This window comes from Streptomyces sp. NPDC012827 (assembly GCF_042900905.1).
Taxonomy (GTDB): domain Bacteria; phylum Actinomycetota; class Actinomycetes; order Streptomycetales; family Streptomycetaceae; genus Streptomyces; species Streptomyces gulbargensis.
Map to the genome: position 1 here is coordinate 12,787 of NZ_JBIBBY010000011.1, position 25,101 is coordinate 37,887.

The window sequence follows — 25,101 nt, forward strand, 5'->3', positions numbered from 1 at the left end:
GGCTTCACCCTCCGCCGGGCGGCGGCCCGGGGCTCCGCGCGCCCGTGGCGGCCGCCGCCGGGCGGAGCATCTGCCCCGCCGCGAGCCCGCGATAGGCCGGGCTGCCGGCGAGCAGCTCCTCGTGCCGTCCGGCGGCGACGGCACGGCCCTCGTCCAGGACGATGATCCGGTCGGCGTGCTGGACCGTGGAGAGACGGTGGGCGATCACCAGGACGGCCGCCTCCCGTGCGGCGTCCCTCATGACGGTGGTGAGCGCCGTCTCGTTGACGCTGTCGAGGTGGGAGGTGGGCTCGTCGAGCAGGAGGAGCGCCGGGCGGACGAGCAGGGCCCGGGCCAGGGCGACCCGCTGGCGCTCACCCGCCGAGAGGGTGCCGCCACGGGGCCCGAGCACGCCGCCCAGACCGCCGGGCAGCCTGCGGACCACCCTCTCCAGCCGGGCGAGTTCCACGACGCGCCGCACCTCGGCGTCGGTGGCGCCGGGGGAGCCGTAGGTGAGGTTGTCCCTCAGCGTGCCGTGGACGACGTGGAGGCCCTGGTCCACGACCGCGATCCGCTCCCGGCAGGCCGCGCGGCTCAGCTCCGAGGCGGGCCGCCCGTCGAACAGCAGGCGTCCGGAGTCCGGTTCGTAGAAGCGGGCGGCGAGCGCGAAGACCGTGCTCTTGCCGGCACCCGACCTGCCGACGAGGGCCGTCTGGCCGCGGCGCGGGACGGTGAAGGAGACGCCCCGCAGCACGGGGCGGCCGGCCGTGTAGCCGAAGTGCACGTCGTCCAGGGCGAGCGCCGGCGCCGCCTCCGCGTTCACGCGCTCCCGTTCCCACTCCCGTACGACGGTGATCGCCGCCCGGGTACGCGGCCCGGTAGCCGTCTCCGGCTCCCTGTCCGGTCCCGGCGGTTCGACCGGCAGGCGCAGGGCCCGGTCGATGCGCTGGTAGGCGCCCATGCCCCGCTGGATCAGCCCGACCGCGCGGAAGACCGAGGAGAGCGGGAGGACCAGGTAGGAGGCGTAGAGCAGGAAGGCGACCAGGTCGCCCAGCGAGTTGTCCCGCCCGGCCACCCGCAGGCCGCCGATGACGAGGACGATGAGGAAGGAGCCCTGGACGGCGAGTTCGACGGCGGGGCTCATCAGGGAGGCGAGCTTCGCGGTCCGTACGCCCGCCCCGTACGCCGCCTCGACGCGCTCGCCCACGCGCGCCGCCTCCCGGTCCTCCGCACGGTGGACGCGGACCATCGGCAGGGCGCCGAGCGCGCGGTCCAGGTCCGCGGCGATCGCCCCGACCGATTCCTGCATGCGTTCGGAGGCGGCGCGGATGCCCTGGAGCAGGGAGGCGACCACCACGGCGGCGACGGCCACGGTCAGGGCGACCAGAAGCAGCAGGAGCGGGTCGATCCACAGCATCAGCGCGATCGCCCCCGCCGAGACCAGGGCACCCGTGACGAGGTCGACCAGCGCCTGGGACACCACTTCCCGCAGCAGGGTGGTGTCGGTGGTGACCCGGGAGATCAGATCGCCGCCGCGCTGCCGGTCGTACTCCCGCATCTCCAGGCGGAGCAGCCGCCCCACCAGGCCGTGGCGCAACTGCCGGACGACACCCTCACCCATGCGCTCCAGGACGAAGCGCCCGGCCGCGCCCGTCACCGCCTCCGTGACGAACAGGGCGGCGAGGCCCAGGAGAAGCGGCCACATCACCTGGCCCCGGCCGCTCGCGTCGACGGCGTGCTTGGCGACGAGCGGCTGGGCGAGGCCGAGGGCGGAGCCGACCAGCGTGAGGACGGTCGCGACGACGACGGACGCCCGGTGGCCGGAGGTCAGCCGGTACATGGTCGCGACCGCCGCCCGGGTGGACCGGTCACCCTTCGCCGCGCCCCCCGCCAGGGCCGGGCCGTCCGCCGGAGCGGTGCCGTCCGGGTCCGGGGCGTCCGTGGGCGTGGTCCCGCCCGGGCCCTGCGGGACGGTGTGGGTCATGGGGCCCGCCGGCTCACGGGGGCGACCGTGATCAGCCGGGTGAAGTAGTCGTCGGGGACGCCCTCGTCGACGGGCCGGCCGTCCGCCTCGATCCAGGCGTGCGCGGTGAACGGCGGCACCACCCGCACTCCCGTGCACCAGGTCGGCCAGGCCCCCGTCAGCCGGCACAGCAGCGCCGCTCCCAGCGAACGCGGCAGGCAGCCCTTGGGGCCGGCGCAGCGCAGACTCACCGCGCACATGGCGCTGCGGGCCCGCGCCGCCCGCGCCGGGGTGGCGGGCGCGGCGCCGCGGCGCGCGAGGCCGAGCACCGAACGGATCCGGCGGGGCGGCAGGAAGGAGAGCCCGATCGCCGGCAGCAGGACGAGCCGGGCGGCCAGGCGCCACACCACCGGGACCCCCGTCGGGCGCTCCAGCGCGCTGGGGGTCGTCACGCGGCCAGCCCGGAGGTGCGCAGCTGCCGTACGAGCGCCTCGACGTCGTGACGCGCCTGATCGGGCTCGATCTCGAAGGCGCCGGTGAGGGCGGCGACCGCGTCGGCCTCGTCGCCGCCCGCCATGAGCGTCCTCACCACCAGCGAGCCGGTGGGGTTCAACTCCCAGTACTCCCCGGAGCGTTCGTCCAGGAGCACCGTGCCGTAGTCGGTGTCCGCCGCGGAGACGCCGGCGCCGAACCGCAAGGCCATGGTGTGCGTACCTTCCTGTGAGGGGTTCAGGGCCGGTTCCCGGTACCGGTTCCGGCGGTGACCGCCGGGTCCGCGGGCCGGGACAGGCCGCGCAGCCACACTTCGGCGGCGATGGTCGAATAGAGGATCGCGTCGCGCAGTTCGGGTGTGGACGGGCGCCGGGCGAGCCGGCGCAGGGCCTCGCCGTCGACCAGGCCGAGCCGTTCGAGGTGCGAGTCCTCCCACAGCGCCATCAGGTCGGCGCGGTGTTCGCGCAGGCCGTTGGACGCGTCCATGGACGCGGCGGCCTTCGTGGTGCGCCGCAGGCAGGGTTCGGGGACGATCCCGCTCATCGCCGCCGTCAGGAGCGGCTTGTACCGCCAGGGCGTGACCCGTTCGTCCGGCCGGACCGCGAGGCAGGTCTCGACGACGCGGTCGTCCAGGAACGGCGAGGCCATCGGCACTCCGGCGCGCGCCGCCATCCGGTCCCACTGGCGGATGATCCGCGTGCAGGAGCGGATCTGGTCGAGATCGGCGTGCAGCCCGCGGTCCGGGTGGAGCGGACCGGTGCTCCCGGCGGCCTCGCGCAGGACCCGGTGGATCATCCGTTCGGCGTCGGGGGTGACCCAGTCGAAGATCCGGGGCGGCATGCCCCAGCCGAGGCCGGTGCGCACCGTCGCGGGCAGCGGCGCGCGCAGCTGTCCGGCGGCGTCGCCGAGCCACTTCCCGTACGGCCGGGCGTCGGCCAGCGCGCGGACCGTCTCGCCCAGCGGCCACTGCCACAGGGCGCGGAAGCCGCGCAGCTGACGCAGGGCGAAGAGGGGCCGGGTGCGCGCCAGCCGGTGGTAGTACGCCTCGGAGCACCAGGCGACGTGGTCGCCCCCGATGCCCGTGAGGTGCAGCCGGCTGCCGCGCTCGGCCATGGCCGGCAGGTGGTGCAGGACGCGTGAGCGGTCCATGACGCCGATGGTGGGTTCGTCCAGCAGATCGTCGATCGCCAGCAGATCCTCGTACACGAGCGGTGAGGCGTCGGCGTCCCACACGACGTGCTCGACGCCGGGCATGGCGCGGGCGGCCTGCTCGGCCCAGTACAGATCGGTGTCGGCGGGGTCGCGCCCCGGCCAGGTGCTCGCCACCACGCGGGCGGGGGAGCGGTCGGCGAGGAAGCAGACGGAGGTGGAGTCCAGGCCGCCGGACAGGTCGCAGCTGACCACCCCGCCGCGGGCCGTACGGGCGTCCACCGCCGCGGTCAGGGCCTCCCTGACGGCGGGCGCGCCGTCGGCGAGCGGCCGTACCGGCTCGGGCGGCGTCCACCACGTCGCGTGGCGTACGGTCCTGCCGTCCGGGGCGACGATCAGCGCGTCCCCGGGGGGGACGGCGGTCACGCCCCGCCACATCGGGGCCTCGCCGAGCGGATGGGGGACCGGCCACAGCAGTCTCACCGCCACCTGCTCCGGGTCCGGTTCGGCACCCAGCGCGGCGGCGAGCACGTCGGCGCGGGTGGCGGCCACCCGTACCCCGCCGATGGCGGCGTGGAACACCAGCCGGAGCCCGGACGCCGTGCCCTGTACCCGGAGCCGTCCGTCGAGCGCGCCGACGAGGTGGAAGCTCCCGGGCAGCGTCCGTGCCAGGGCGTCGAGCTGGGCGAGGTCGGACAGGCGTGCGGCACGGCGTTCCAGCTCGGCGGCGTCCACCGGGCAGCAGCCGACGACGGCGAGGGCCGCGCGGCCGGCGTGCGCGGTCACGAGCTCCTGGTCGTGCCACCGCCCCACCAGCCAGGGCCGTCCCGAGGGGTGTGCCAGGACACGTGTCCCGGGGCGCGAGAAGGAGCGGGCCACGGCGGCCGCGTCCTCACGGTCGGTGAAGACCGCGAAGTGCGCGTCGCCGGGGCCCGTCCCCGCACTCTCGTGCAGTTCAGTCATGACGTCGGGTCGGAGCCGTCGGTCGTCAGTTCTTGCTCAGGATGAGCCGGTCGTTGCCGGAGCTCTGGAGGAGCCCCGTCTTCTTCCGGAACGACCCGAGCTTGGCGAGCGTCGGTGCCTCGTATGCCTTCTTCATGACTTCTCCTCAGGTGCGGCTGTACGTCCGCCTCCCTGGCCGTCCACGAACCGGAGCCCGGCCCGCGGCGACCCGGCCGGAGCTCATCGGGAGCCCCCGGGCCGGGAAGCGGTGCGTGTATCCAGCTATGCGCACCGCGCGGAGTCCAACAAGAGTGCCCAAGAAAGTGTGACTATCGGTCGATTTGGTGTGCTGGCCGAAATGCCACCGAGCGTGAAAAGACCATCCGCGTGCGCCCCTGCACGCTCCCCACTCGCCCGCGCACGGAACGGCACGCTCGCGATGAGCGGTCCCGGGAAGCCCCGCGGGGAAACCCGGCGGGGGCGCACGCCGGTGTCGCACGCACACCGATCCCCGCCTCGTCCGCCGATCCGCGCCACCGGGTTCCCTCCGGAGCCGACCCCGGACGAATGGCCGGATCCCGACGCGAGGCGCTGCCGACGCCGGCGCTCCGGGCGCCTTCGATCCCCGGCACCCGGCCCGTTGTCGGTGGGCGTTCCTATGCTGAGGCCATGAAGATCACCGAACGGACACTCGCGGAGGCCTGGCAGCGTACGGCCGCCGGACACGACCTGCTCCACGGGGCCGCGCTGCCGCCCGTGGCCCGGTCGGACGACGAGCTGGAGGAGCTGGCCGACCACTCCGAGGAAGTGGTGGACGGCGGCCTGTGCCTGGTCGTCGACGAGGACGGCACCGTGCGCGTCCATCACGGTCCCTACCGGCAGGTGTTCGCCACCCGTGACCTCGGGCAGGTGCTGTACCTCATCGCCGAGGACGCGGTGCTCCGGCGCGCCGGCGGCCCCGCCGAGGCGGCCGGTGCGCTGGAGCGGATCGACCCGGTGTGGGGCCGACGCTTCCAGGGAGGCGGCCTGGACGACCCGGGGACGGTCGGGGCGTGCGGGCGCGACCCGCTGGAGGGGCTGGCCTGGATCGCCCGGTCCTGGCGCCGGCAGGAGCCGTACACGACCCTCGCCTTCTTCCGCGCGGCGCCCGGCGAACCCGTCGACGCCGAGCGGCTGGCCCTGCTGTACGGGGCCGATCCCGCCCAGGTCGCGGCAGGCACGCGCCTGAAGGACCTGAGGGCGGTGGACGGCGGCCGGACCTACGCGGACCGGCAGTGGGAGAGCTGCTGTTTCGGGCAGGCGGGCGGCTGGACGTACCTGCTGCACCACGACACGCCGCCAGGGGCCTTCGCCGACAAGGAGGCCTACCGGGCGCTCGGCATCACCGAGACGGTCCGGCTCAGCGCCACCACCGCGAAGGCCATCTACACCTTCGACCACGACCGGGACGGCCGCCGCGTCGACGACGGCCTGGGGATGCTGGAGCTGATCTGGTACGAGCGCGGCCGCGCGCCGTACCCCCGGGGCGGCGAACTGGACCACCTCAACCGGGCCGTACGCCGGGCCGAGCTCGACCACCCCGAGCTGACCGACACGTTCGCCCTGTACTTCCACGCCCTGGAGACCTCCCTCGGCCTGCGGCTGCCGCGCCGCCACGTCGAGGAGGGGGAGATACGGGCCGCGTACTGGGCCTGACCGGCGGGCCCGCACCGGCCGGCCCCCCGTGGAGTGACGCCGCGAGGCGAATGGAGCAAGGGCCGGTGACCGGGCGCGGACACCGTCGTTGGGCGTCGCCGAGTGCGACGAAGCGACGAGAGGTGGACCTTGTGGTGGTCAGCGCGGAACACGGCGGCCGGAGCGGGAGCCGGTGGGCGTACATCGGGTCGTTCACGGCCGGGGGCGGCGACGGGATCACCGTCGCCGAGGTGAGGGACGAGGACGGGGCGCTGGTGCCGCGGGCGACGGTGGCGACGGTCGAGAACCCCTCCTGGCTGGCGCTCGACCCCGGCACCGGGGTCCTGTACGCGGCGAGCGACACGGAGCGGGGCGCGGTGGCGGCCCTGCGGGCCGAGGGGGAGAGGCTGACCCCGCTGGGCCCGGCCGTGGAGGTGGGCGGGGAGGGGCCCGCGTACGTCGACTTCGTGGGGCGCCGGGTCCTGACCGCGCACTACGGCTCCGGCGGCGTCGGCACCCTGCCGGTGCGGGAGGACGGGAGCCTCACCGGACCGCCGGTGGTGCTGGCGCACCGGGGATCCGGGCCGGACCCCGAGCGGCAGCGGAGCCCCCACGCGCACCAGGTGCTGCCCGACCCCGGCGGACGCTGGGTGCTGAGCGTGGACCTGGGCACCGATTCCGTACGGGTCTGCGCGCTCGACCCGGAGACGGGGGCGCTGCGGGTGCACTCCGAGACGGTGCTGCGCGCCGGCTCCGGGCCCCGCCACCTGGCGTTCCACCCGGACGGCACCCTGGTGTACGTCCTGCACGAGCTGGAGCCGCAGCTGACGGTGTGCCGCTGGGAGGCGGAGGCCGGGCGTCTGGAAACGCTCGCGGAGGTCGCCGTCGACACGACGGGGCTCCCCGCGGGCGAACGGGCCTACCCCTCGGTGGTGTCCGTCTCGCCCGACGGGCGCTTCGTCCGGGCCGCCGTGCGGGGCAGCGACCGCGTCCTCACCTTCGACCTCACCGACGACGCCGGGAAGCCGCAGCTCGTCGATGTCGTCGAGTGCGGCGGCAGCTGGCCGCGCGACCTGGTGACCGACGCGTCGGGGCGCCGCGTTTACGTCGTCAACGAATGGTCGGGCGACATCACCTGGTTCGACGCGGACCCGGAGACCGGCCGTCTCGTCCGCGCCGGCGCGGTGGCGGTGCCGGCCGCCGCCTGCCTCGTCCTCGCCTGAGCGGGCGGGGCCCGGCCGCCCGCCCGGCGGCGCTCACTCGGCGATCTCGGTCCGTTCCCACCACTCGTACACCGGAAGGGTGCCCTCCGCCGTGTCCTGGCGGCGCGGCGTCGGCCTGAAGTGCTCGTAACCGCCCCGGCGGGGGATCTTCACGTCCTCGCCGGGGTGCCCGGCGGGGACGACCCGCTCGGGCAGCTCGTCCGGCCCGCCTTCCAGAAACACCTTGTGCGCCATGGCACCAGTCTCACCACGGGCGCCGCCGGGCGCACCCGGGGAGCCCGCGTACGGGAGGAACGCCTCGGCCTTCGCGGCGAGCATCGCGTCGAGGAAGGCCGGCGCGTCGTCGCCGAGCATCCGGTACAGCGTGACGAGGCCGGTGATGGCGGTGTCCGCGACCTCCTCCTGCACGTGCCGCCACGTGTGGCTCCGCCCCTTCCGGGGATTGGTGCCCATGGCCCCGATCACGGCCTGCGCCGACTCACCGACCTCCTCGGCCAGCTTCAGCACCTGCAGGGTCCACTGCTGTTCGGGAGAGATCCCCCGTGCGGTGTCCAGGGCCGTGAAGAGGCCGGCGAGGCGGCCGATGGTCTCCCACGGGGCATGCGTGGCCAACGGGGGCTCCTTCCGGGGCGGAGGTCACGTCGGACGATCGGCGATGACGGACCGTCCCGCCGCAGACCTCCCCAGGAAACCCCTCCCTCACCCGCCCGCCGTCTCCCGCTCGTACGGACGCCGGGTGAGCACGCGGACCCCACCGAGGGCCCGGCCCGGCCCGGCCCCGGCGCGGGGGCGTCGGCCTACAGCCAGCCCCGCCGCTTGAAGACGACGTACAGGCTCGTGCACACCACGGCCATCAGGAGGACCGCGAAGGGGTAGCCACCCACCCAGTGCAGCTCCGGCATGTGGTCGAAGTTCATGCCGTAGATGGTCCCGACCAGGGTGGGGGCGAAGGGGATCGCCGCCCAGGCGGAAATCTTTTCGAAGTCCTCGCCCTCGCAGCCCTGACCTGCGCCTCGTACGAGCAGGGGCTCTGGCCCAGTGCCTGGCCGGCCCCGGCCCGCAGCCGCTGACCTCCCTGCCCACTGGCTCCGGCCCGAACGGGTCATCCGGGGCTTCGCCCGCGGCGGCACCGCTGCCCCATTGCAGCGCACCTTCCCTTGCCTGTGCCCTCACCCTCAGGAGATCCCCTTGCGTTTCGCCCGCACCGCCCTGTGCGCTGTCGCTCTCGCCAGCGTCGCGATCCCCGCCACCGCCACCGCCACCGTCGCAGCCAACGTCACACCGGCGTCCCTCCCGCTCGTGCGGGACTGCGACCGACCCGGGCCGTGGGCCATCGGCACCAGCGCCGTCGATATCCGCAAGAACCCCACGGCCCGCTGCTCGACCTGGCCGAGAGCGCACGTACGACGACAGTCCCATCACCGAGATCCTGCGCAACTCCCGCTCCTACGTGAGGGACATGCTCGGCCTCCCCCTGGACCGGGGCATGCTCGCCGAAGCCGCCGCCGTCACGCGGCTCACCGGCCGCCGCCTCGGTCCCGACCGCCGACGCCCTCGAACGCATCGCCAGCATGTCGATGGACAAGCAGCGAGCCCTCGTCCAGGCCTGGCCGTTTTGAAGGCATCCACGGGCCGAGATCTCTCCGACGAAAGTCTTGATGTCGCCGGGCTCACCGCAGTCATGGCCTGCTGTAAGAACTCACTGCGATTGCCAGTGAGACACCGTCTAAGGTCATGATCACTACAAGTGCATTTCCTGCAAGGAGAGTTTATGAGGACCAGCGTCCGCAGACGCCTGTCAGCGACCTTCATCGCCCTGGTGCTGACCGTCGGCGCCATCGGTTCCGCGCAGAGTGCCACCGCCGAGGAGACGGCGCCGGCCGAGACGGCCGCCGTACCGGCGCTCGGGCCGCTGTTCAACACCCCGACGTCCGCCGATCCGGCCGCGCAGAACGCCATCAAGAACCGCGTCCGCGAACTCATTGCGGCTGCCGACGACGGCTCGACGATCCGCATGGCGATGTACCACCTGTGGGACACCACCATCGCCCAAGAACTCGCGCGTGCCCACAGCACACGCGGGATCGACGTCCAGGTGGTCCTCGACGAGACGACGGTCAGCGCCCCGGAGGGCAACCCCGCGTCGTACGACACGCTCAAGGCGGCGCTCGGCACCGACATCGCCAAGAGTTCGTACGTCACCCTGTGTGCCAAGGGCCGGTCGTGCCTGGGCTCGACCACGAGCGGGATCAATCACAACAAGTTCTTGCTGTTCAGCAGCGTCGGCGGCGGCGCGGCTACACAGGTCGTCCTGCAGACGACTTCGAACCTGACCACCTCGAACTACTCCCGTTACTGGAACAGCGCCGTCGGCTTCGCCGGTAACCCCACCCTCTACGCGGCGTACACCTCGTACTTCACCAAGCTGACGCAGCAGGACCGGGCCGCCTGGGACTACACGTCCGCCGGCGCGGCCGACTACAAGGCGTACTTCTTCCCGCGCGCCGGTACCACCGACGAGACCGACACCGTCGTCAACACCCTCGACAACGTCGGCTGCACCTGGAGCGACTCGGCCGGGACCCACCGCACCGCGATCCGCGTGGCGATGCTGAAGATCACCCGCCAGGCGGTCGCCGACAAACTGCGCTCGCTCGCGGCGGCGGGCTGCACAGTTGACATCGTCTACAGCGAGACCGACACCGGTACCTGGAACGCCCTCCACGGCCAGTCCCGCCTCACCGCCCGTTGTTACCAGCACGACCATGACTCCGTCTCCGAGACCCCGAACCGCATCGTGCATTCCAAGAACCTCATGATCGACGGCATGTACGCGGGGGCGCGGGAGAAGCTGGTCTTCACCGGCAGCCATAACTGGAGCGGCCCGGCTCTGCGCGACAACGACGAGACGATGCTGCGGATCACCACGCCCGCGGTGTACGACGCATTCGTGGCCAACTTCGCTCAGACGAAGGCTGCGTCCTTCCCGGGCACGGCGGACGACACCGGCGCCTGCCGCTGACCCCCGCCACGGCGTCCCGCCCGCCGGCTGCCCTTGCCCCACACAGGCCACCAGGCAGGCCCTCCACCACGCGCCCGATGCGGTGGTCGGTGCAGCCGGCAGGCACCCACCAGCGGTGGCGCCATGGACGCGCCCCTCCGGCCGGGGAAGCGCGGAACCCTCTTGAAGGGACGAACGGCGGTGGTGGCGGCAACGGATGGCGTGACGGTGCGCGCACGGAGATCGAGTCAACCGAGATGTCCAGTCGCTGTCACCGGCCGCGTCCGCCTCGGCCTGGACCCGCCGGAGAAGCAGCTCCCACGTGCCGTCCGCCGACCAGCGGCGATCGTAACGTGGCGGCGCGCGCAGATGATACTGCCGTCCGTGCAGGGCATGGCCGTGGCGAAGATTGCCGAGGTGACGTTCACGAGCCCGGACCGGGTTCGTGACGTGATCCATGACTTCAACGCCGACGGTTTCGAGGCGCTTTACCCGAAGTACAAGGGTGGACGCCTAAAGACCTTTGCCCTGCCTGAGTGACGCGAGATCAAGACAATCGCCAAGTCAAAGCCAGCTGAGCATGGCCTGCCGTTTTCAACCTGGAGCCTGGCCAAGTTGGCCGACCTTCTGGTCGCCGAGGGGGTGGTCGACGACATCGGCCACGAGGGCCTGCGGGGCCTGCTCCGCGAGGAGGGTGTCTCCTTGCAACGCGTGAAGACCTGGAAGACCTCCCGCGATCCCGACTACGAGGCCAAGAAGGCCCGGGTCGAGCACCTGAGACGCTCGTCCTCTACCAGGACAAGACAGGAATCGACCCCGCCCACCGCACACCCATCGTGGAAGAAAGGGCCCGTGACGTCGTAGGGGTCCTTCCGTCGGCGATAAGGACCAGCCGAGCGGCACGCGAGCTGCCGGTGGCTGGACACCGCAACGAACTCCGACGCTCTGCAGTCGGGGAGGTAAGCGCTCGCCCCTCAGTACCGCGCATGCTCCCCAAAACCTCGGAACGGCCCGGCCATGTCGTTCGCTATTGTGAAGTTGATCAGCGAATCCAGGTTGCCGTCTACAGCCAGTCCCGCCGCTTGAAGATGACGTACAGGCTCGAACACACCACGGCCATCAGGAGGACCGCGAACGGATAGCCGTACACCCAGTGCAGCTCCGGCATGTGGTCGAAGTTCATCCCGTAGATCGTTCCCACCAACGTGGGCGCAAACAGAATGGCGGCCCATGACGAGATCTTTTTGATTTCCTCGTTCTGTTCGAATCCGGCTTCGGCGAGGGCCCGCATCTCGGCGTTCTGCTGCTGGGTGACCAGAGTCCCGTTGACCGTCAGGATCTCCGTGAGGGCCTGGCGGAATCCGTCGACGCGTTCGCTGGTGTGGGTGACGTGATCGGCGACGTCACGGAGGTAGCGCTGGAGTTCCTCGTCCGTGCCGTATTTGGCGAAGCCCGCCATCAGGCCGTGGAGCATGCCGACGAGGGGGCGGGTGGCGCGCTGGAACTCCACCATTTCCCGGGAGAGTTCGTAGATGCGGCGCGACACCGCCGGGTCGCCGCCGAAGACCTCCGTCTCGATCTCGTCGATGTCGTTCTGGACGCCGGCGACGACGGGGGCGTAACCGTCCACCACCGCGTCGAGGATCGCGTAGAGGACCGCTTCCGGGCCGAGGGCCAGCAGGTCGGGGTCCGCCTCCATGCGGCGGCGCACGGCGGAGAGGTCGGGGGCCGCGCTGTGGCGGACCGTGATCACGAAGTCCGGGCCGACGAAGACGTGCAGCTCCCCGAACTCGACCTCCTCCTGGGCGTCGAGGTAGCGGGCGGCGCGCAGGACGACGAAGAGGGTGTCGCCGTACCGTTCCAGCTTCGGGCGCTGGTGGGCCTCCATCGCGTCCTCGACGGCGAGCTCGTGCAGGTCGAACTCGGCGGCCAGGGAGTGCAGTTCCTGTGCGGTCGGCCGCTGGAGGCCGATCCAGGCCATGCCGTCGGGGTGCTCCCGCAGCTGCCGGAAGGTGTCCGCGAGCGTCGCGGGGGAGGCGACCCGCCGGCCGTCCCGGTAGAGGCTCGCCTGGACGACGCTCGGACCGTCGACGCGTGCGGGCGCGGACGGCGCCGCCGGGGCGGGGGGCGGTTCGGACGGGCTGCGCCGGGTGGCGCGGGGGCGGCGGTCGGGCACGGACCCTCACCTCCTGGATCTCCGGGCACGCTCCGCAGGATATCGGGGGCGGGGTGCCTCCCGACCCCCGGCGCCCCGCAGCGGACCGGCCGGCATCCGGCGCCGGCCCCGCCCCCACCCGGCGCCGGCCCCGTCGGGTACCTCCCCGCCCCCGCCCGCCCGACGCCCCCGCCCTGCCGCGCTCCTGGCCCCCCCCGGAGCGCGAGTACCGTCCCGGGCATGGCCTCCACGACGACGTACCCGGTCCTCGGTCCCCGTGCCCTGAACCGGGCGACCCTCGACCGCCAGCTGCTGTTGCGCCGCGCGCCGCTCACCGCCGAGCAGGCGGTCGGCCACCTGGCCGGGCTCCAGGCGCAGAACACCAGGCCCCCGTACTACGCGCTCGCCGCCCGGCTCGACGGCTTCCGGCCCGCGGATCTGTCGGGGCTCATGGAGTCCCGTACCGTCGCCCGCATCGTGACGCTGCGCTCCACCGTCCACACCCACACGGCCCGGGACGCGGTCGCCCTGCGCGGGTTCGTGCAGGCCGGGGCCATCGACCGCGAGCTGGCCCAGTTCCGCAAGGGCCTCGCCGGGGTGGACCTGGACCGGCTCGCCGCCCGCTCCCGCGCGCTCGTCGAGGCGCGGCCCCGCACCCCGAAGGAACTGCGCGAGGAACTCCTGCGCGACTGGCCCGGCGCCGACCCGCAGTCCCTCTCCGTCGCGGCCCGCTGTCTCCTCCCGCTCGTCCAGGTCACCCCGCGCGGCCTCTGGGGCCGCTCCGGGCGGGTCGCCCTCACCACCGCCGACGCCTGGTTCGACGGACCCGCCCCCGGGCCGGCCGACGCCGACGGGACCGTCCTGCGGTACCTGGCCGCCTTCGGCCCCGCCTCCGTCAGGGACATGCAGACCTGGTGCGGCCTCACCCGGCTGCGCCCCGCCTTCGAGCGCCTGCGGCCCCGGCTCCTCACCTTCCGGGACGAGCACGGCACCGAACTCTTCGACCTCCCCGACGCGCCCCGACCCGACGAGGACACCCCCGCCCCGCCCCGCTTCCTGCCCGAGTTCGACAACCTGCTGCTCTCCCACGCCGACCGCACCCGCGTCGTCCCGCCCGCCCACCGCACCCGCACCTGGACCGGCAACCAGGCCCACCGCGTGTTCCTGCTCGACGGGTTCCTCGCCGGCCTCTGGCACCTCACCGAGGAGAAGGACCGGACCATCCTCACCGTCGAACCCTTCGCCCCCGTGACGCGCGCCCAGCGCGCCGCCCTCACGACCGAGGCCGAACGAACCCTGCGGATCACCGTGCCGGAAGGCGTTCCGTACGACATCGTCCTCACGGAGGAGCGGTAGCCGCCGCCCCGACCGGAGGGAGCGCGGACCGTGCCGAACATGACGGCCTGAAGGCGCGATCGACCACGTTGGCGGGTCGTGCGGGGCTCGCGGTCGACAGCCGGTGGTGGTCGAGCACGGCACTTGACCTCGATCGCGGTTGAGGTCGGAGGCTGACGCCATGACTGCCCACGTCGCCGGCCTCCGGCCGCTCGCACTGCCCGACCCCGCCCGTCCGGACGCCGGCCTCATCCTGGCGTCGCTCTGGCACACCAGGGGGCCCGAACAACAACAGAAGGTCATGACCGGCGTCATGGACGCCTGGGAGAAGGCCCGGCTGCCGGCCGCGTACCTCGCGCGGCACTGTCTGGCGGGTTCCGACGGCCGGACCGTCCTCAACTTCGCCCAATGGACGAGTCCCGAAGCGCACCGGACCTTCGCCGCCGACCCCCGCAACCAGCAGACTCTCGGCAGTGCCATCCGGGCGCTGTACGCGGCGGAGCCGCCAGGCCGTTACGTGCCCTACCGCTTCGCGGGGCGGCACGACGAAGCCGCCCGCCACTTCACCGCGACGTGGTACGACACCGAGGACGACAGGACGGCCCGAGCGCTCGCTGACGAGCTGGCCGAGCGGGTCCCCACCGCCCCGGTGCCCTCGGCCGCGGCGACGTCGTATTTCTTCATCGGCGAGGAGGGACGGCAGCTCCTCGTGCTCGCCGGTTTCCAGGAAGAACCCGGCGGTGCCGGCCCATGGTTCCGGCCCTTCCGCGGGCTGGTGCGGACGAGGCGCTGAACGGGACGCGCGCGTTCCCTTCCGACTCCGACTCCGACTCCGGCGCACGGGGACCTGAAGGTTTCTCCGGATCACGTGGCGGACCTCCTCGCGGAATGTGCCGCGATCCGGAGCAACCCCGGCGTCGAGGCCTCCAGCACCGGTCCGCCGAGGTCGCACGGGGAGTACGTGAGACACCTCCCGGAGCGCCTTCGCAACATCGTCCCTACGGCAGCACCCCCGCCCGCCGCGCCGCCACCACCGCCTCCAGACGGGTGTGGGCGCCGAGTTTGCGCATCGCCGAGCGCAGGTAGCCCTTCACCGTCTCCGGGCGCAGGCCGAGGCTCCGGGCCGCCGCCGCGTTCGTGGCACCCGAGGCGACCGTCGCGAGGACGTCCGTCTCGCGGGGGGTCAGCGTCACCGACGGCGGTCGCGGGGGCGCGCCGGCGGCCGATTCCAGGCGGCCGCAGACGGCGAGCAGCCGCTCGCGGAGGGCCGGGTCGGTCACCCGGGGCAGCAGGCCCCGCAGTTCGCCGTGGGCCTGGCGGACCTCCTCCCAGGAGGGGGCCGGGGGCGGCGGGGCGAGGAGGCCGCGGACCTCCTCCCGGACGGCGAGGGCCTGCTCGACGTCCCGGGCCGCCGCGACCGCCGCGTCGAAGACCCGCTCACCGAGAGGCAGGGCGTCGCGCAGCGCCCCGTACAGCACCCCGCGCACCGTACGGCGGACGACCACCGGCACCGCGATCACCGCGCGCAGCCCCTCCGCCGCCACCGGCCCGTCGTACTCGTGGGTGATGTGCCGGGCCGAGCGGTAGTCCGTGACCGCGCACGGCCGGGACAGGGCCAGGCACTTGCCGCCGAGCCCGGCGCCGGTCGAGACGGCGAGCCCGCGCAGCGCCGGGGTCACCGCCCCGCTGAGCTCCGCGATCCGCATGGCGCGGCCCTCCTGGAGCAGCCCGCCGAAGACGACGGGCAGCCCGCTGGCGCGGCGCAGCCGCAGCAGCGCCCCGCGCAGCTCCACCGTTTCCATCCGCTCGGCCACGGAACCACTCCTTCACCCCCGAACGGGGGTAGTGAGACCTGGGTCACCGATTACACGATGGGCGGGACCGGTCCCGCAACGAGGAGGAGACATGACGGCAACGAGGGCGACGGACGCCACGGAGAGGTTCCGGACCGCCCGGGACTTCCTGCTCCTGCACCGCGAGGAGTACGAGACGGCGTACGAGGGCTTCGCCTGGCCCCGCCCGGAGCGCTTCAACTGGGCGCTCGAATGGTTCGACGTCATCGCCGAGGGCAACGACCGCACCGCCCTGCACATCGTGGAGGAGGACGGCGGCGAGACGCGGATCAGCTTCGCCGAGATGTCCGCCCGCTCCAACCGCGTCGCCAACTGGCTGCGCGCCCAGGGAGTCCGCGCCGGTGACCGGATCGTCGTGATGCTCGGCAACCAGGCCGAGCTGTGGGAGACGATGCTCGCCGCGATGAAGCTGCGCGCGGTCGTCATCCCCGCAACCCCGCTCCTCGGCCCCGCCGACCTGCGGGACCGGGTCGAGCGCGGCCGCGCCCGGCACGTGATCGTGCGCGCCGAGGACACCGCCAAGTTCGACGAGGTGCCGGGCGACTACACCCGGATCGCGGTCGGCGGGAACGGGGTGAGCTGGCTCGGGTACGAGCACGCCGCGCGGGAATCGGCGGAGTTCGAACCCGACGGCGTGACGCTCGCCGACGACACCCTGATGCTCTACTTCACCTCCGGCACCACCGCCCGCCCCAAGCTCGTCGAGCACACCCACACCTCCTACCCCGTGGGGCATCTGGCGACCATGTACTGGATCGGCCTGCGGCCCGGCGACGTGCACCTCAACATCTCCTCGCCGGGCTGGGCGAAGCACGCCTGGTCGAACCTCTTCGCGCCGTGGAACGCGGAGGCGACCGTCTTCATCCACAACTACACCCGCTTCGACCCGGCGCGCCTCATGCGCGAGATGGACCGCCACGGAGTCACCAGCTTCTGTGCCCCGCCCACCGTGTGGCGGATGCTGATCCAGGCCGATCTGGGACTCCTGAGGACCCCGCCGCGCGAGGTCGTCGCGGCCGGCGAACCGCTCAACCCGGAGGTCATCGAATCCGTGCGGCGCGCCTGGGGCGTCACCATCCGGGACGGCTTCGGCCAGACGGAGACGGCCGTACAGGTCTCCAACAGTCCCGGCCAGCGCCTCAAGGAAGGGTCGATGGGCCGCCCGAGCCCGGGCTTCCGGGTGACGCTCCTCGATCCGGTGACCGGCCGGCCCGGTGCCACCGAGGGCGAGATCTGCCTCGACCTGTCCGCCGACCCGGTGGGCCTCATGACCGGCTACCACGGCGACCCGGAGCGTACGGCGGAGGCGATGGCCGGCGGCTACTACCGCACCGGTGACATCGGGACCCTGGACGAGGACGGGTACATCCACTACGTGGGCCGGGCGGACGACGTCTTCAAGGCCTCGGACTACAAGATCAGTCCCTTCGAGCTGGAGAGCGCGCTCCTGGAGCACGAGGCCGTGGCCGAGGCCGCCGTCGTCCCCGCGCCCGACCCGGTACGGCTCGCCGTCCCCAAGGCGTACGTCGTCCTCGCGGACGGCTGGGAGCCCGACGCCGACACCGCGAAGCTGATCTTCGCGCACGCCCGGTCCGTCCTCGCCCCGTACAAGCGCGTCCGGCGCATCGAGTTCGCCGACCTCCCCAAGACCGTCTCCGGCAAGATCCGCCGGGTCGAACTGCGCCGGCTGACCGCCGAAGGCGCCTCGACCGGACCGGAGTTCGCGGAGGGCGACCTGTCGTGACGGCACCGAACCTCTCGTACGCGCACGGGGCCGACCTCACTCCGCTCCTCGGCGACACCATCGGTGCCAACCTCGACCGGGCCGTCGCCCGGTGGCCCGAGCGCGAGGCCCTGGTCGACCTGCCGACCGGCCGCCGCTGGACGTACGCCCGCTTCGGCGCCGACGTGGACCGGCTGGCCGGGGCGCTCCTCGGCAGCGGGGTGCGCAAGGGCGACCGGGTCGGCATCTGGGCGGTGAACCGCGCCGAGTGGGTCCTCGTCCAGTACGCCACCGCCCGTATCGGGGCGATCATGGTCAACATCAACCCGGCCTACCGGGCGCACGAACTCTCCTACGTCCTGCGGCAGGCCGGCGTCTCGTTCCTCTTCGCCTCGCTCGCCCACAAGAGCAGCGACTACCGGGCCATGGTCGAGCGGGTGCGCGGCGAGTGCCCCGCGCTGAGGGAGACGGTGTACTTCGGCGACCCGAGCTGGGACGCCCTCCTCGCCCGGACGGCCGGGGACCTGCGGCCGGAGCCGCTCTCCTGCGACGAACCCGTCAACATCCAGTACACCTCGGGGACCACGGGCTTCCCGAAGGGGGCCACGCTCTCCCACCACAACATCCTCAACAACGGCTACTTCGTGGGGGAGATGATCGCCTACACCGAGCGGGACCGGATCTGCGTCCCCGTGCCGTTCTACCACTGTTTCGGCATGGTGATGGGGAATCTCGCCGCCACCTCGCACGGTGCCTGCATCGTGATCCCGGCGCCGTCCTTCGACCCGGCGGCCACCCTCCGCGCGGTCCAGGACGAACGCTGCACCTCCCTGTACGGCGTGCCCACGATGTTCATCGCCGAGCTGAGCCTGCCCGACTTCGCCTCGTACGACCTGTCCGGCCTGCGCACCGGGATCATGGCGGGTTCGCCGTGCCCGGTGGAGGTCATGAAGCGGGTGGTCACCGAGATGAACATGGCGGAGGTGTCCATCTGTTACGGCATGACGGAGACCTCGCCCGTCTCCACCCAGACCCGCCGCGACGACGACCTGGAACGCCGCACGGGCACGGTCGGACGGGTCATGCCCCACGTGGAGGTGAAGATCGTCGACCCGGCGACCGGCCTCACGGTGGAGCGCGGGACCGCCGGTGAGCTGTGCACCCGCGGCTACGGCGTGATGCTCGGCTACTGGGACGAGCCGGAGAGGACGGCCGAGGCGATCGACGCCGGGCGCTGGATGCACACCGGCGACCTGGCCGTCATGCGGGAGGACGGGTACGTCCGGATCGTCGGCCGCATCAAGGACATGATCATCCGGGGCGGGGAGAACGTGTACCCGCGTGAGATCGAGGAGTTCCTCCACGGGCACCCGAAGATCACGGACGTGCAGGTCGTCGGTGTGCCGGACGAGCGGTACGGCGAGGAGATCCTGGCCTGCGTGATCCCGCGCGACCCGGCCGACCCGCCCACGCTGGAGGAGCTCACCGCCTTCTGCCGGGACCGGCTCGCCCACTACAAGATCCCGCGCCGGCTGGAGGTCCTGGACGCGTTCCCGATGACGGTGAGCGGGAAGGTCCGCAAGGTCGAACTGCGCGAGCGGTACGGGGACGGCGGCTGAGGTTCCCGTACGGGCGCGAAGGCGGCACCGGTACGGGTGCGGGCCCGCCCCCGCCGCGCCCGTACCGGTGCCCGCGCCTCAGGCGGGGCCGGTCAGCTCGCGCCGCATGCAGACGCGGGGCCAGGCGGCCAGACCGTGCGCCGCCTCGGCCCGGCGGATCGCCCGCAGACCGTCGGTGAGCGCGGGGTCCGTGTCGTCGAGCGGGCGGAAGCCGAGCCGCGTGTAGTACGGGGCGTTCCACGGGACCTCGGCGAACGTGGTCAGGGTGAGGGCCGCCAGGCCCCGGTCCCGGGCGGCGGACGCCAGGTGCTCGATGAGCGAGCGGCCGATGCCCCGGCGGGCCACGGCCGGATGGACGGAGATCTGCTCGATGTGGGCGGCGCCGTCGACGGGTTCGGCCAGGAGGTAGGCGACGGGCCGGTCGTCGGGGTCCGCCGCGACCCAGGCGTGGCCCGCGCGGCGGTAGGTGTCCAGGACGTCCAGGGGCAGCGGGTCGTCGTCGGCGACGGCGGTCATACCGAGGGAACGGAAGGGCTCGCCGGCCGCCCGTTCGATGTCCTGGAGCAGCGGAAGTTCAGCCGGAGAGGCCGTTCTGATGCGCATACCACAGTATGGCGCGGACTCATGGGAGGACACCGCCCGCGTCGCGGCCGGGCCGCCGGGACGGCTGGTTCCCGTCGGCCTCGAAAGGACGGTCGAGCAGCCCGCCGTCGCGCGAGAAGCGGGGCAGGAACAGCGCCAGCGCGGGATCTCCGTACAAGGCCACGTACAGCTGCACCAGTCGTCCGTCCGTCACCGCGCTGCGGTGCGAGGGCAGCGGGTACCGCTCGCGCAGGCCGGCGAGCAGGTCCCGCGCCGCGGGCGTGGCCGGGGGCACGAGCAGCAGTGCCGCCGCGGCGAGGACGGCGGCCGTGCCGGCCGCGAGGGGCGCGGCCCCCGCGCCCGGGGCGAGCAGCGCGGCGGCCACCGTCGGGAGCACGCACCACAGCACCCCGCGGGCGGCGCGCCGCCGGTGCGGCGGACGCAGCAGCCCCGCCCGGCCCAGGTCGGCCCGGAGCGCCTCCAGGGCCCGCCGTGCCTCGGGGCGCGGGACCAGTTCGCGCAGAGGGAGGGCCCGGCGCAGGGCACGGTGCACACCGAGCTGGAGGGGATCGGGGGTGCGACCCGGCCCGCCGTTGGCCCGAATCGTACGTTTACGGCCCGCCGCGACGGCCCCGCGCTGATGAAGGGCCACGAGCGCGACCGTGACGGCGGCCCGGGGGCCGCCGCGCAGCATGGCGAGCGCCTGCGGCGAGGGCTCGGAGCCCTGAGGGCCGCCCCCGCTGCGGATTCGCCGGACGTGCAACAGCAGGGCGGCGCACAGCAGTTCGCCGCACGCCGCTCCGATGAACCACCATGTCCCCGTCGGCATGACGCCCCACCCCCCGTGGATGTTCTGCCCGGGAAAGCGTGATCATCACGCGCGATTGGCCGAATTCGTGTACATGGCGCGCCCGCTGTACGGAGTTCAGGCGCCGCCCTCGGCCAGTTCGCCGGCGGCGCGGTTCACGGGCTGCGGGGTACCGGTGAGGTCCAGGACGAACAGCGGCAGTCCGATCTCGGCGGCGCGGGCGCGGGCCTCCGGGGTGTAGCCGGCCAGCGAGAAGAAGACGCCGACGGCGGAACTGCTCAGTCCGGTGAGCCACAGGCACTCGACGGCCCGTAGTCCGGCCGGCCGGGTGCTCGGGTTGACCTGGGCGACCAGGCCCGGCCCGCGCAGATCGATCCCCGAGGCCGGACGCTCCTCGGGCTGGATCACGTCCCGGAAGCCGAGCCACCGCAGGTAGCCGGCCGCTGCCGCCACCGCGTCCCGCGCGGTCCTGATCGTCACGGGCCGGAAGGCGGCCCGCAGGGGCGCCCGGCGGAGCGCGGCGAGTGGGGGCGGGAGGTCGGCGGGATGGCGCTCGGCGAAGGGCCGGGGCGCGGGGGAGCCGGGCGCCGCACGGTCCGGGTCCGCGCCGGGCACGGCCGCCGGACCCCCGGACGGCGGCTCTCCGTCCCGTGGCGCGCCGGCCACCGGTCCGGTGGCCCCGGGCTCGCCGGGGTGCGGCCCTCCCGTCCCCGGGTCCGTGGTGGTCCGGCCGGTGGGGCCCGGGCCGAACCAGTCCGAGCCGGGGGTCCGCGCGGCGGTGCGGGGAGGGGGACCGGCCGGGTCGCCCGCGCCCGTGCCGGCGGAGCCGGGCAGCTCCGCCGTACGGGACGGGGTGCCGGAGCCCGCGGCCGTGCCCGGCCGGTACGCCAGCGGGCCCGGGCCGCCGGTGAGCGGGATCTCCGGGCGCGGCGTCCCGGGCTCCCGCCGGAGGGGCGCGCCGTCGTCGGGGCCGGATCCCGCCACGGGCGGTGCGGGCGCCTCGCCGCCGTTTCCGGCCACGGGACCGGCGGCTCCCGCCTCGGGCGCGGCCTCCTCCACGGGGCCGGACCCGCCGTCACGCCGGTCGGGAACGCGGGGCCCGGACGCCTCGGCGGCACCGGCGGCCTCCCGGTCCCCGGGTGTCGCGGAAGCCTCGCGTACCCCCGGAGTCCCGGACGCCCCGGGCCCGTGGTCCGGCCGACCGTCCGCCGGTTCCGTCCCGTCCACCGCGCGGACCGGGACCCGGAGCACCGCGCCGCAGGCGCAGCCCAGCTCGGGGTGCGGCCAGTCGTCCTCCCGGCCGCAGGCGCGGCAGCGGACCGTGACCCACTCGTCCGTCCAGTTCCGGTGGGTGATCGGCGGGGCCGTCGCGCCCGCGATCACCGGCGGGGTCACCGGGCTCCCGCACGCGCAGGGGAAGACGGGGGCCGTGTACCCCTGGGTCCGCCGGCACTCCGAACAGCGCACCGCCACCGACTCAGCCACACCCAACCCCCTCGCGCTCCGTTCCATCGTCCACCCATCGCGGGTCCGGAGGGAGGGTGTTCGGCCACATCGGTCGTCCCGGCGTACGACTTCTCTTGACGACCCCCGCGCCCCCACCTACATTGCTTCCGTATAGCAGAACAGTATTTCCGCATTACGGAAACAAGCGTTGGAGCCTCCCGAGTAGAGAGTCCCGCTTGCCTCCGCCCGGCCGAAGCAGGAGCACTCCCATGCCTCGTATGACCGCCGCCGCAGCGGCCGTTGAGATCCTCAAGCGCGAAGGCGTCACCAACGCGTTCGGCGTGCCCGGCGCGGCGATCAACCCCTTCTACCGCGAGCTCAAGAACGTGGGCGGCATCGGCCACACGCTCGCCCGCCACGTCGAGGGCGCCTCCCACATGGCCGAGGGCTACACCCGGGCCAAGGCCGGCAACATCGGTGTCTGCATCGGCACCTCCGGCCCGGCCGGCACCGACATGATCACCGGCCTCTACTCCGCCATCGCGGACTCGATCCCGATCCTCTGCATCACCGGCCAGGCCCCGGTCTCGAAGCTCCACAAGGAGGACTTCCAGGCCGTCGACATCGCCTCCATCGCCGGCCCGGTCACCAAGAAGGCCACCACCGTCCTGGAGGCCGCGCAGGTCCCCGGCGTCTTCCAGCAGGCCTTCCACCTGATGCGCTCCGGCCGTCCCGGCCCGGTCCTCATCGACCTGCCGATCGACGTCCAGCTCACCGAGATCGAGTTCGACCCGGAGACCTACGAGCCGCTGCCGGTCTACAAGCCGCAGGCCACCCGCGCCCAGGCCGAGAAGGCGCTGAGCTTCCTCCTGGAGTCCGAGCGCCCGCTGATCGTCGCCGGCGGCGGCATCATCAACGCCGACGCCTCCGACCTGCTCGTCGAGTTCGCCGAACTGACCGGCATCCCGGTCATCTCCACCCTCATGGGCTGGGGCACCATCCCCGACGACCACGAGCTCGCCGCCGGCATGGTCGGCGTCCAGACCGCGCACCGCTACGGCAACGCCACCTTCCTGGAGTCGGACTTCGTCCTCGGCATCGGCAACCGCTGGGCCAACCGCCACACGGGCTACAACCTCGACGCGTACACCCAGGGCCGTAAGTTCGTCCACGTCGACATCGAGCCCACCCAGCTCGGCAAGATCTTCGCCCCGGACTACGGCATCGCCTCCGACGCCAAGGCCGCGCTCGAACTGTTCGTCGAGATCGCCAAGGAGTGGAAGGCCGGGGGCAAGCTCCCCGACTTCACCGCCTGGGCCGCCTCCGCGCAGGAGCGCAAGGCCACCCTCCAGCGCCGCACGCACTTCGAGAACATCCCGATGAAGCCGCAGCGCGTCTACGAGGAGATGAACAAGGCCTTCGGCCCGGAGACCCGTTACGTCACCACCATCGGTCTCTCGCAGATCGCCGCCGCGCAGTTCCTGCACGTCTACAAGCCGCGCCACTGGATCAACTGCGGCCAGGCGGGCCCGCTCGGCTGGACCATCCCGGCCGCGATCGGCGTCGCCACCGCCGACCCGGAGACCCCGGTCGTCGCGCTCTCCGGCGACTACGACTTCCAGTTCATGATCGAGGAGCTGGCGGTCGCCGCCCAGCACAAGGTCCCCTACGTCCACGTCCTCGTGAACAACGCCTACCTCGGCCTGATCCGGCAGGCGCAGGGCGGCCTCGGCATCAACTTCGAGGTCAACCTGGAGTTCGAGAACATCAACACCCCGGAGATCGGCGTCTACGGCGTCGACCACGTCAAGGTCGCCGAGGGCCTCGGCGTCAAGGCGATCCGCGTCGAGGACCCGGAGAAGCTGGGCGAGGCCCTGGAGCAGGCCAAGAAGATGGCCGTCGAGTTCCAGGTCCCGGTCGTCGTCGAGGCGATCCTGGAGCGCATCACCAACATCGCGATGAGCAAGACGGTCGACATGAGCGACGTCACCGAGTTCGAGGAGCTCGCGACCGAGCCCGGCCACGCGCCGACCGCGATCAAGGCCCTCAAGGCCTGACCTTCCCCCGTACGACCCGGGTGCCATGACCAGGCCCCCGCCCCGAGGAGCACCGGGGCGGGGGCCCGGTGTCTTCCCTCGGGCGCCCCGTCCTCAGGAGCCCCCGGCCCGCCCGGCCCGCACCAGAGCGGCGCCCGCCTCCGTCCACTCGTACAGGACCGACCGGCCCGCCCGGCTCCCGCGGACGAGCCCGGCCTCGCGCAGCACCTTCAGGTGCCGCCCCACCGATCCGAGGCCCTGCCCGGTGAGCGCCACCAGCTGACTGGTGGACTTCGGTGAGGCGAGCCGTACGAGAACCCCGGCGCGGGCCCCGCCGAGCAGCGCGCCCAGCGCGCGCGGCACCACCGTCCCCGTCGCGTCCGTCAGGGCGCCCGAGCACGGGTAGACGACCGCGTACCGTTCGGAGCCCTCCCAGGAGACCCACCCCCGGGCCGGGGTGACGGGAACGAGGAGCAGCCGGCCGGCGTCGAGCGAACGGGGCGGGTAGGCGCGGGGATTCACCTGGAGCCGGCCGTCACCCAGCCAGCGCGTCTTCCCGGGGCACAGCTCGTCGAGCGCCGCCGCCCAGCCGTCCCGCGCCAACCGCGCGGTCCGCGCCACCACATCGGCCTCCAGGATCCGGCGGCGACGCGGCCAGTCGGGCAGCACCGTCTCCCGCCACACCCACTCCAGGACGCCCGCCATCCGGCGCGGCAGGTCGTCCGCCGAGCGCAGCGGCTCCGGCACGGGCCCGCCCACCGCGACCTCCAGCTGCTCCACCGCACCGTCCGGCCCGGCATCCCGGACCGCCGCGACCTCCTCCTCGAAGGACCGCTCGCGTTCGCCCGTCGGGGTCGGCGTCAGGAAGTCGGCGTTCCAGGTCGGGCCGATGGCCGCCCGCACGAGGAGCCCGTCCAGCGGTTCCGCGGCGAGGCGCGCCCGGTACGCGGGCAGATGGGCGGTCAGCCAGTCCCGCTCACCCGGGTGGGCGGCGGCCGCCGTGTGCAGGGTCTTCAGGGCCGCGGTCGCCTCGGCGAGCGGCGAGACGACGAACCTGCTCGCCGCCAGCGCGTCCGTACCGATCCGCCACCAGCCCATGTTTCGCCTCCCCGCGAAACATT

Annotated in this window: 20 protein-coding genes and 2 pseudogenes; 9 read left to right on the forward strand and 13 right to left on the reverse strand. The window is 73.3% G+C overall.

Going from position 1 to position 25,101, the window contains the following annotated elements; genetic code table 11:
- Positions 1–4 precede the first annotated feature (4 nt).
- From ACFY60_RS23325 to ACFY60_RS23345, 5 genes are read right to left on the reverse strand one after another with little or no spacing between them, the layout of a single operon-like run.
- Positions 5–1,963: an ABC transporter ATP-binding protein gene (locus ACFY60_RS23325; protein WP_388615174.1), complete on the reverse strand. Its 1,959-nt coding sequence runs from the start codon at positions 1,961–1,963 to the stop codon at positions 5–7.
- On the reverse strand, positions 1,960–2,394 hold the full coding sequence (locus ACFY60_RS23330) for a lasso peptide biosynthesis B2 protein (RefSeq protein ID WP_388615171.1): 435 nt from the start codon (positions 2,392–2,394) through the stop codon (positions 1,960–1,962). The genes ACFY60_RS23325 and ACFY60_RS23330 overlap by 4 nt, the downstream gene beginning before the upstream one ends.
- Positions 2,391–2,645 carry a lasso peptide biosynthesis PqqD family chaperone gene (locus ACFY60_RS23335; RefSeq protein WP_388615169.1) on the reverse strand — a complete coding sequence of 85 codons (255 nt, stop codon included), beginning with the start codon at positions 2,643–2,645 and terminating at the stop codon, positions 2,391–2,393. Before ACFY60_RS23335 ends, ACFY60_RS23330 begins: the two co-directional genes overlap by 4 nt.
- A 26-nt stretch (positions 2,646–2,671) precedes the next feature.
- On the reverse strand, positions 2,672–4,546 hold the full coding sequence (locus ACFY60_RS23340; RefSeq protein ID WP_388615166.1) for a lasso peptide isopeptide bond-forming cyclase: 1,875 nt from the start codon (positions 4,544–4,546) through the stop codon (positions 2,672–2,674).
- A 25-nt stretch (positions 4,547–4,571) separates the two neighbouring features.
- Entirely contained in the window at positions 4,572–4,682 is a 111-nt protein-coding gene (locus tag ACFY60_RS23345; protein ID WP_345286276.1) for a keywimysin-related RiPP, read from the reverse strand.
- Between the two features lie 512 nt (positions 4,683–5,194).
- Between ACFY60_RS23345 and ACFY60_RS23350 the strand changes: the two genes are divergently transcribed.
- Both ACFY60_RS23350 and ACFY60_RS23355 read left to right on the forward strand, forming a co-directional pair.
- Positions 5,195–6,220 carry a hypothetical protein gene (locus ACFY60_RS23350; RefSeq protein WP_388615163.1) on the forward strand — a complete coding sequence of 342 codons (1,026 nt, stop codon included), beginning with the start codon at positions 5,195–5,197 and terminating at the stop codon, positions 6,218–6,220.
- Positions 6,221–6,351: 131 nt separating this feature from the next.
- Positions 6,352–7,422, forward strand: a complete 1,071-nt coding sequence (locus ACFY60_RS23355) for a lactonase family protein (protein WP_388615160.1) — start codon at positions 6,352–6,354, stop codon at positions 7,420–7,422.
- Positions 7,423–7,455: 33 nt separating this feature from the next.
- Here the strand turns inward: ACFY60_RS23355 and ACFY60_RS23360 are convergent, their stop codons facing one another.
- On the reverse strand, positions 7,456–7,656 hold the full coding sequence (locus tag ACFY60_RS23360; protein ID WP_388615236.1) for a DUF5988 family protein: 201 nt from the start codon (positions 7,654–7,656) through the stop codon (positions 7,456–7,458).
- Positions 7,657–8,219: 563 nt separating this feature from the next.
- Positions 8,220–8,405: pseudogene (locus tag ACFY60_RS23365) on the reverse strand (CorA family divalent cation transporter); the annotation flags it as partial.
- A 788-nt stretch (positions 8,406–9,193) separates the two neighbouring features.
- Here ACFY60_RS23365 and ACFY60_RS23370 point away from each other — a divergent pair.
- Both ACFY60_RS23370 and ACFY60_RS23375 read left to right on the forward strand, forming a co-directional pair.
- Positions 9,194–10,444 (forward strand): phosphatidylserine/phosphatidylglycerophosphate/cardiolipin synthase family protein, encoded by a 1,251-nt coding sequence (locus ACFY60_RS23370; RefSeq protein WP_388615158.1) that lies wholly within the window; start codon positions 9,194–9,196, stop codon positions 10,442–10,444.
- A 348-nt stretch (positions 10,445–10,792) separates the two neighbouring features.
- Positions 10,793–11,200 (forward strand): annotated as a pseudogene (locus ACFY60_RS23375) (transposase); the annotation flags it as partial.
- Positions 11,201–11,486: 286 nt separating this feature from the next.
- Here ACFY60_RS23375 and ACFY60_RS23380 read toward each other — a convergent pair.
- A complete protein-coding gene (locus tag ACFY60_RS23380; RefSeq protein ID WP_388615155.1) occupies positions 11,487–12,599 on the reverse strand; it encodes a magnesium and cobalt transport protein CorA in 1,113 nt (370 codons plus the stop codon).
- Positions 12,600–12,818: 219 nt separating this feature from the next.
- Here ACFY60_RS23380 and ACFY60_RS23385 point away from each other — a divergent pair, with 219 nt between their 5' ends.
- Positions 12,819–13,934 (forward strand): winged helix DNA-binding domain-containing protein, encoded by a 1,116-nt coding sequence (locus ACFY60_RS23385; RefSeq protein WP_388615152.1) that lies wholly within the window; start codon positions 12,819–12,821, stop codon positions 13,932–13,934.
- 160 nt (positions 13,935–14,094) lie between these two features.
- On the forward strand, positions 14,095–14,706 hold the full coding sequence (locus tag ACFY60_RS23390; RefSeq protein WP_388615149.1) for a hypothetical protein: 612 nt from the start codon (positions 14,095–14,097) through the stop codon (positions 14,704–14,706).
- 205 nt (positions 14,707–14,911) lie between these two features.
- On the opposite strand, the gene ACFY60_RS23395 is transcribed toward ACFY60_RS23390, so the two are convergent.
- Entirely contained in the window at positions 14,912–15,715 is an 804-nt protein-coding gene (locus tag ACFY60_RS23395) for a response regulator transcription factor (protein ID WP_388615234.1), read from the reverse strand.
- 103 nt (positions 15,716–15,818) lie between these two features.
- On the opposite strand from ACFY60_RS23395, the gene ACFY60_RS23400 reads away from it, so the two are divergent.
- Both ACFY60_RS23400 and ACFY60_RS23405 read left to right on the forward strand, forming a co-directional pair.
- Positions 15,819–17,510 (forward strand): AMP-binding protein, encoded by a 1,692-nt coding sequence (locus ACFY60_RS23400; RefSeq protein WP_388615146.1) that lies wholly within the window; start codon positions 15,819–15,821, stop codon positions 17,508–17,510.
- Complete coding sequence (locus ACFY60_RS23405) at positions 17,507–19,108, forward strand: AMP-binding protein (RefSeq protein WP_388615144.1); 1,602 nt, start codon at positions 17,507–17,509, stop codon at positions 19,106–19,108. Before ACFY60_RS23400 ends, ACFY60_RS23405 begins: the two co-directional genes overlap by 4 nt.
- A gap of 78 nt (positions 19,109–19,186) precedes the next feature.
- Here ACFY60_RS23405 and ACFY60_RS23410 read toward each other — a convergent pair whose 3' ends face one another.
- The 3 genes from ACFY60_RS23410 to ACFY60_RS23420 form a co-directional block, all read right to left on the reverse strand.
- Positions 19,187–19,711 carry a GNAT family N-acetyltransferase gene (locus tag ACFY60_RS23410; protein ID WP_388615141.1) on the reverse strand — a complete coding sequence of 175 codons (525 nt, stop codon included), beginning with the start codon at positions 19,709–19,711 and terminating at the stop codon, positions 19,187–19,189.
- 19 nt (positions 19,712–19,730) lie between these two features.
- Positions 19,731–20,519 (reverse strand): TIGR04222 domain-containing membrane protein, encoded by a 789-nt coding sequence (locus tag ACFY60_RS23415; protein WP_388615139.1) that lies wholly within the window; start codon positions 20,517–20,519, stop codon positions 19,731–19,733.
- A 96-nt stretch (positions 20,520–20,615) separates the two neighbouring features.
- On the reverse strand, positions 20,616–21,893 hold the full coding sequence (locus ACFY60_RS23420) for a hypothetical protein (protein WP_388615136.1): 1,278 nt from the start codon (positions 21,891–21,893) through the stop codon (positions 20,616–20,618).
- Positions 21,894–22,213: 320 nt separating this feature from the next.
- On the opposite strand from ACFY60_RS23420, the gene gcl reads away from it, so the two are divergent.
- Positions 22,214–24,001 carry a glyoxylate carboligase gene (gene gcl, locus ACFY60_RS23425; protein WP_388615134.1) on the forward strand — a complete coding sequence of 596 codons (1,788 nt, stop codon included), beginning with the start codon at positions 22,214–22,216 and terminating at the stop codon, positions 23,999–24,001.
- 93 nt (positions 24,002–24,094) lie between these two features.
- Here gcl and ACFY60_RS23430 read toward each other — a convergent pair whose 3' ends face one another.
- On the reverse strand, positions 24,095–25,078 hold the full coding sequence (locus ACFY60_RS23430) for an ArsR family transcriptional regulator (protein WP_388615131.1): 984 nt from the start codon (positions 25,076–25,078) through the stop codon (positions 24,095–24,097).
- Positions 25,079–25,101: the final 23 nt, after the last annotated feature.

Coding starts and splice junctions, on each gene's coding strand:
- ACFY60_RS23325 (WP_388615174.1), bottom strand. CDS start 1,963: ATGACCCACACCGTCCCGCAGGGCCCGGGCGGGACCACGCCCACGGAC.
- ACFY60_RS23335 (WP_388615169.1), bottom strand. CDS start 2,645: ATGGCCTTGCGGTTCGGCGCCGGCGTCTCCGCGGCGGACACCGACTAC.
- ACFY60_RS23340 (WP_388615166.1), bottom strand. CDS start 4,546: ATGACTGAACTGCACGAGAGTGCGGGGACGGGCCCCGGCGACGCGCAC.
- ACFY60_RS23345 (WP_345286276.1), bottom strand. CDS start 4,682: ATGAAGAAGGCATACGAGGCACCGACGCTCGCCAAGCTCGGGTCGTTC.
- ACFY60_RS23350 (WP_388615163.1), top strand. CDS start 5,195: ATGAAGATCACCGAACGGACACTCGCGGAGGCCTGGCAGCGTACGGCC.
- ACFY60_RS23360 (WP_388615236.1), bottom strand. CDS start 7,656: ATGGCGCACAAGGTGTTTCTGGAAGGCGGGCCGGACGAGCTGCCCGAG.
- ACFY60_RS23370 (WP_388615158.1), top strand. CDS start 9,194: ATGAGGACCAGCGTCCGCAGACGCCTGTCAGCGACCTTCATCGCCCTG.
- ACFY60_RS23385 (WP_388615152.1), top strand. CDS start 12,819: ATGGCCTCCACGACGACGTACCCGGTCCTCGGTCCCCGTGCCCTGAAC.
- ACFY60_RS23390 (WP_388615149.1), top strand. CDS start 14,095: ATGACTGCCCACGTCGCCGGCCTCCGGCCGCTCGCACTGCCCGACCCC.
- ACFY60_RS23395 (WP_388615234.1), bottom strand. CDS start 15,715: ATGGAAACGGTGGAGCTGCGCGGGGCGCTGCTGCGGCTGCGCCGCGCC.
- ACFY60_RS23400 (WP_388615146.1), top strand. CDS start 15,819: ATGACGGCAACGAGGGCGACGGACGCCACGGAGAGGTTCCGGACCGCC.
- ACFY60_RS23410 (WP_388615141.1), bottom strand. CDS start 19,711: ATGCGCATCAGAACGGCCTCTCCGGCTGAACTTCCGCTGCTCCAGGAC.
- ACFY60_RS23415 (WP_388615139.1), bottom strand. CDS start 20,519: ATGCCGACGGGGACATGGTGGTTCATCGGAGCGGCGTGCGGCGAACTG.
- gcl (WP_388615134.1), top strand. CDS start 22,214: ATGCCTCGTATGACCGCCGCCGCAGCGGCCGTTGAGATCCTCAAGCGC.
- ACFY60_RS23430 (WP_388615131.1), bottom strand. CDS start 25,078: ATGGGCTGGTGGCGGATCGGTACGGACGCGCTGGCGGCGAGCAGGTTC.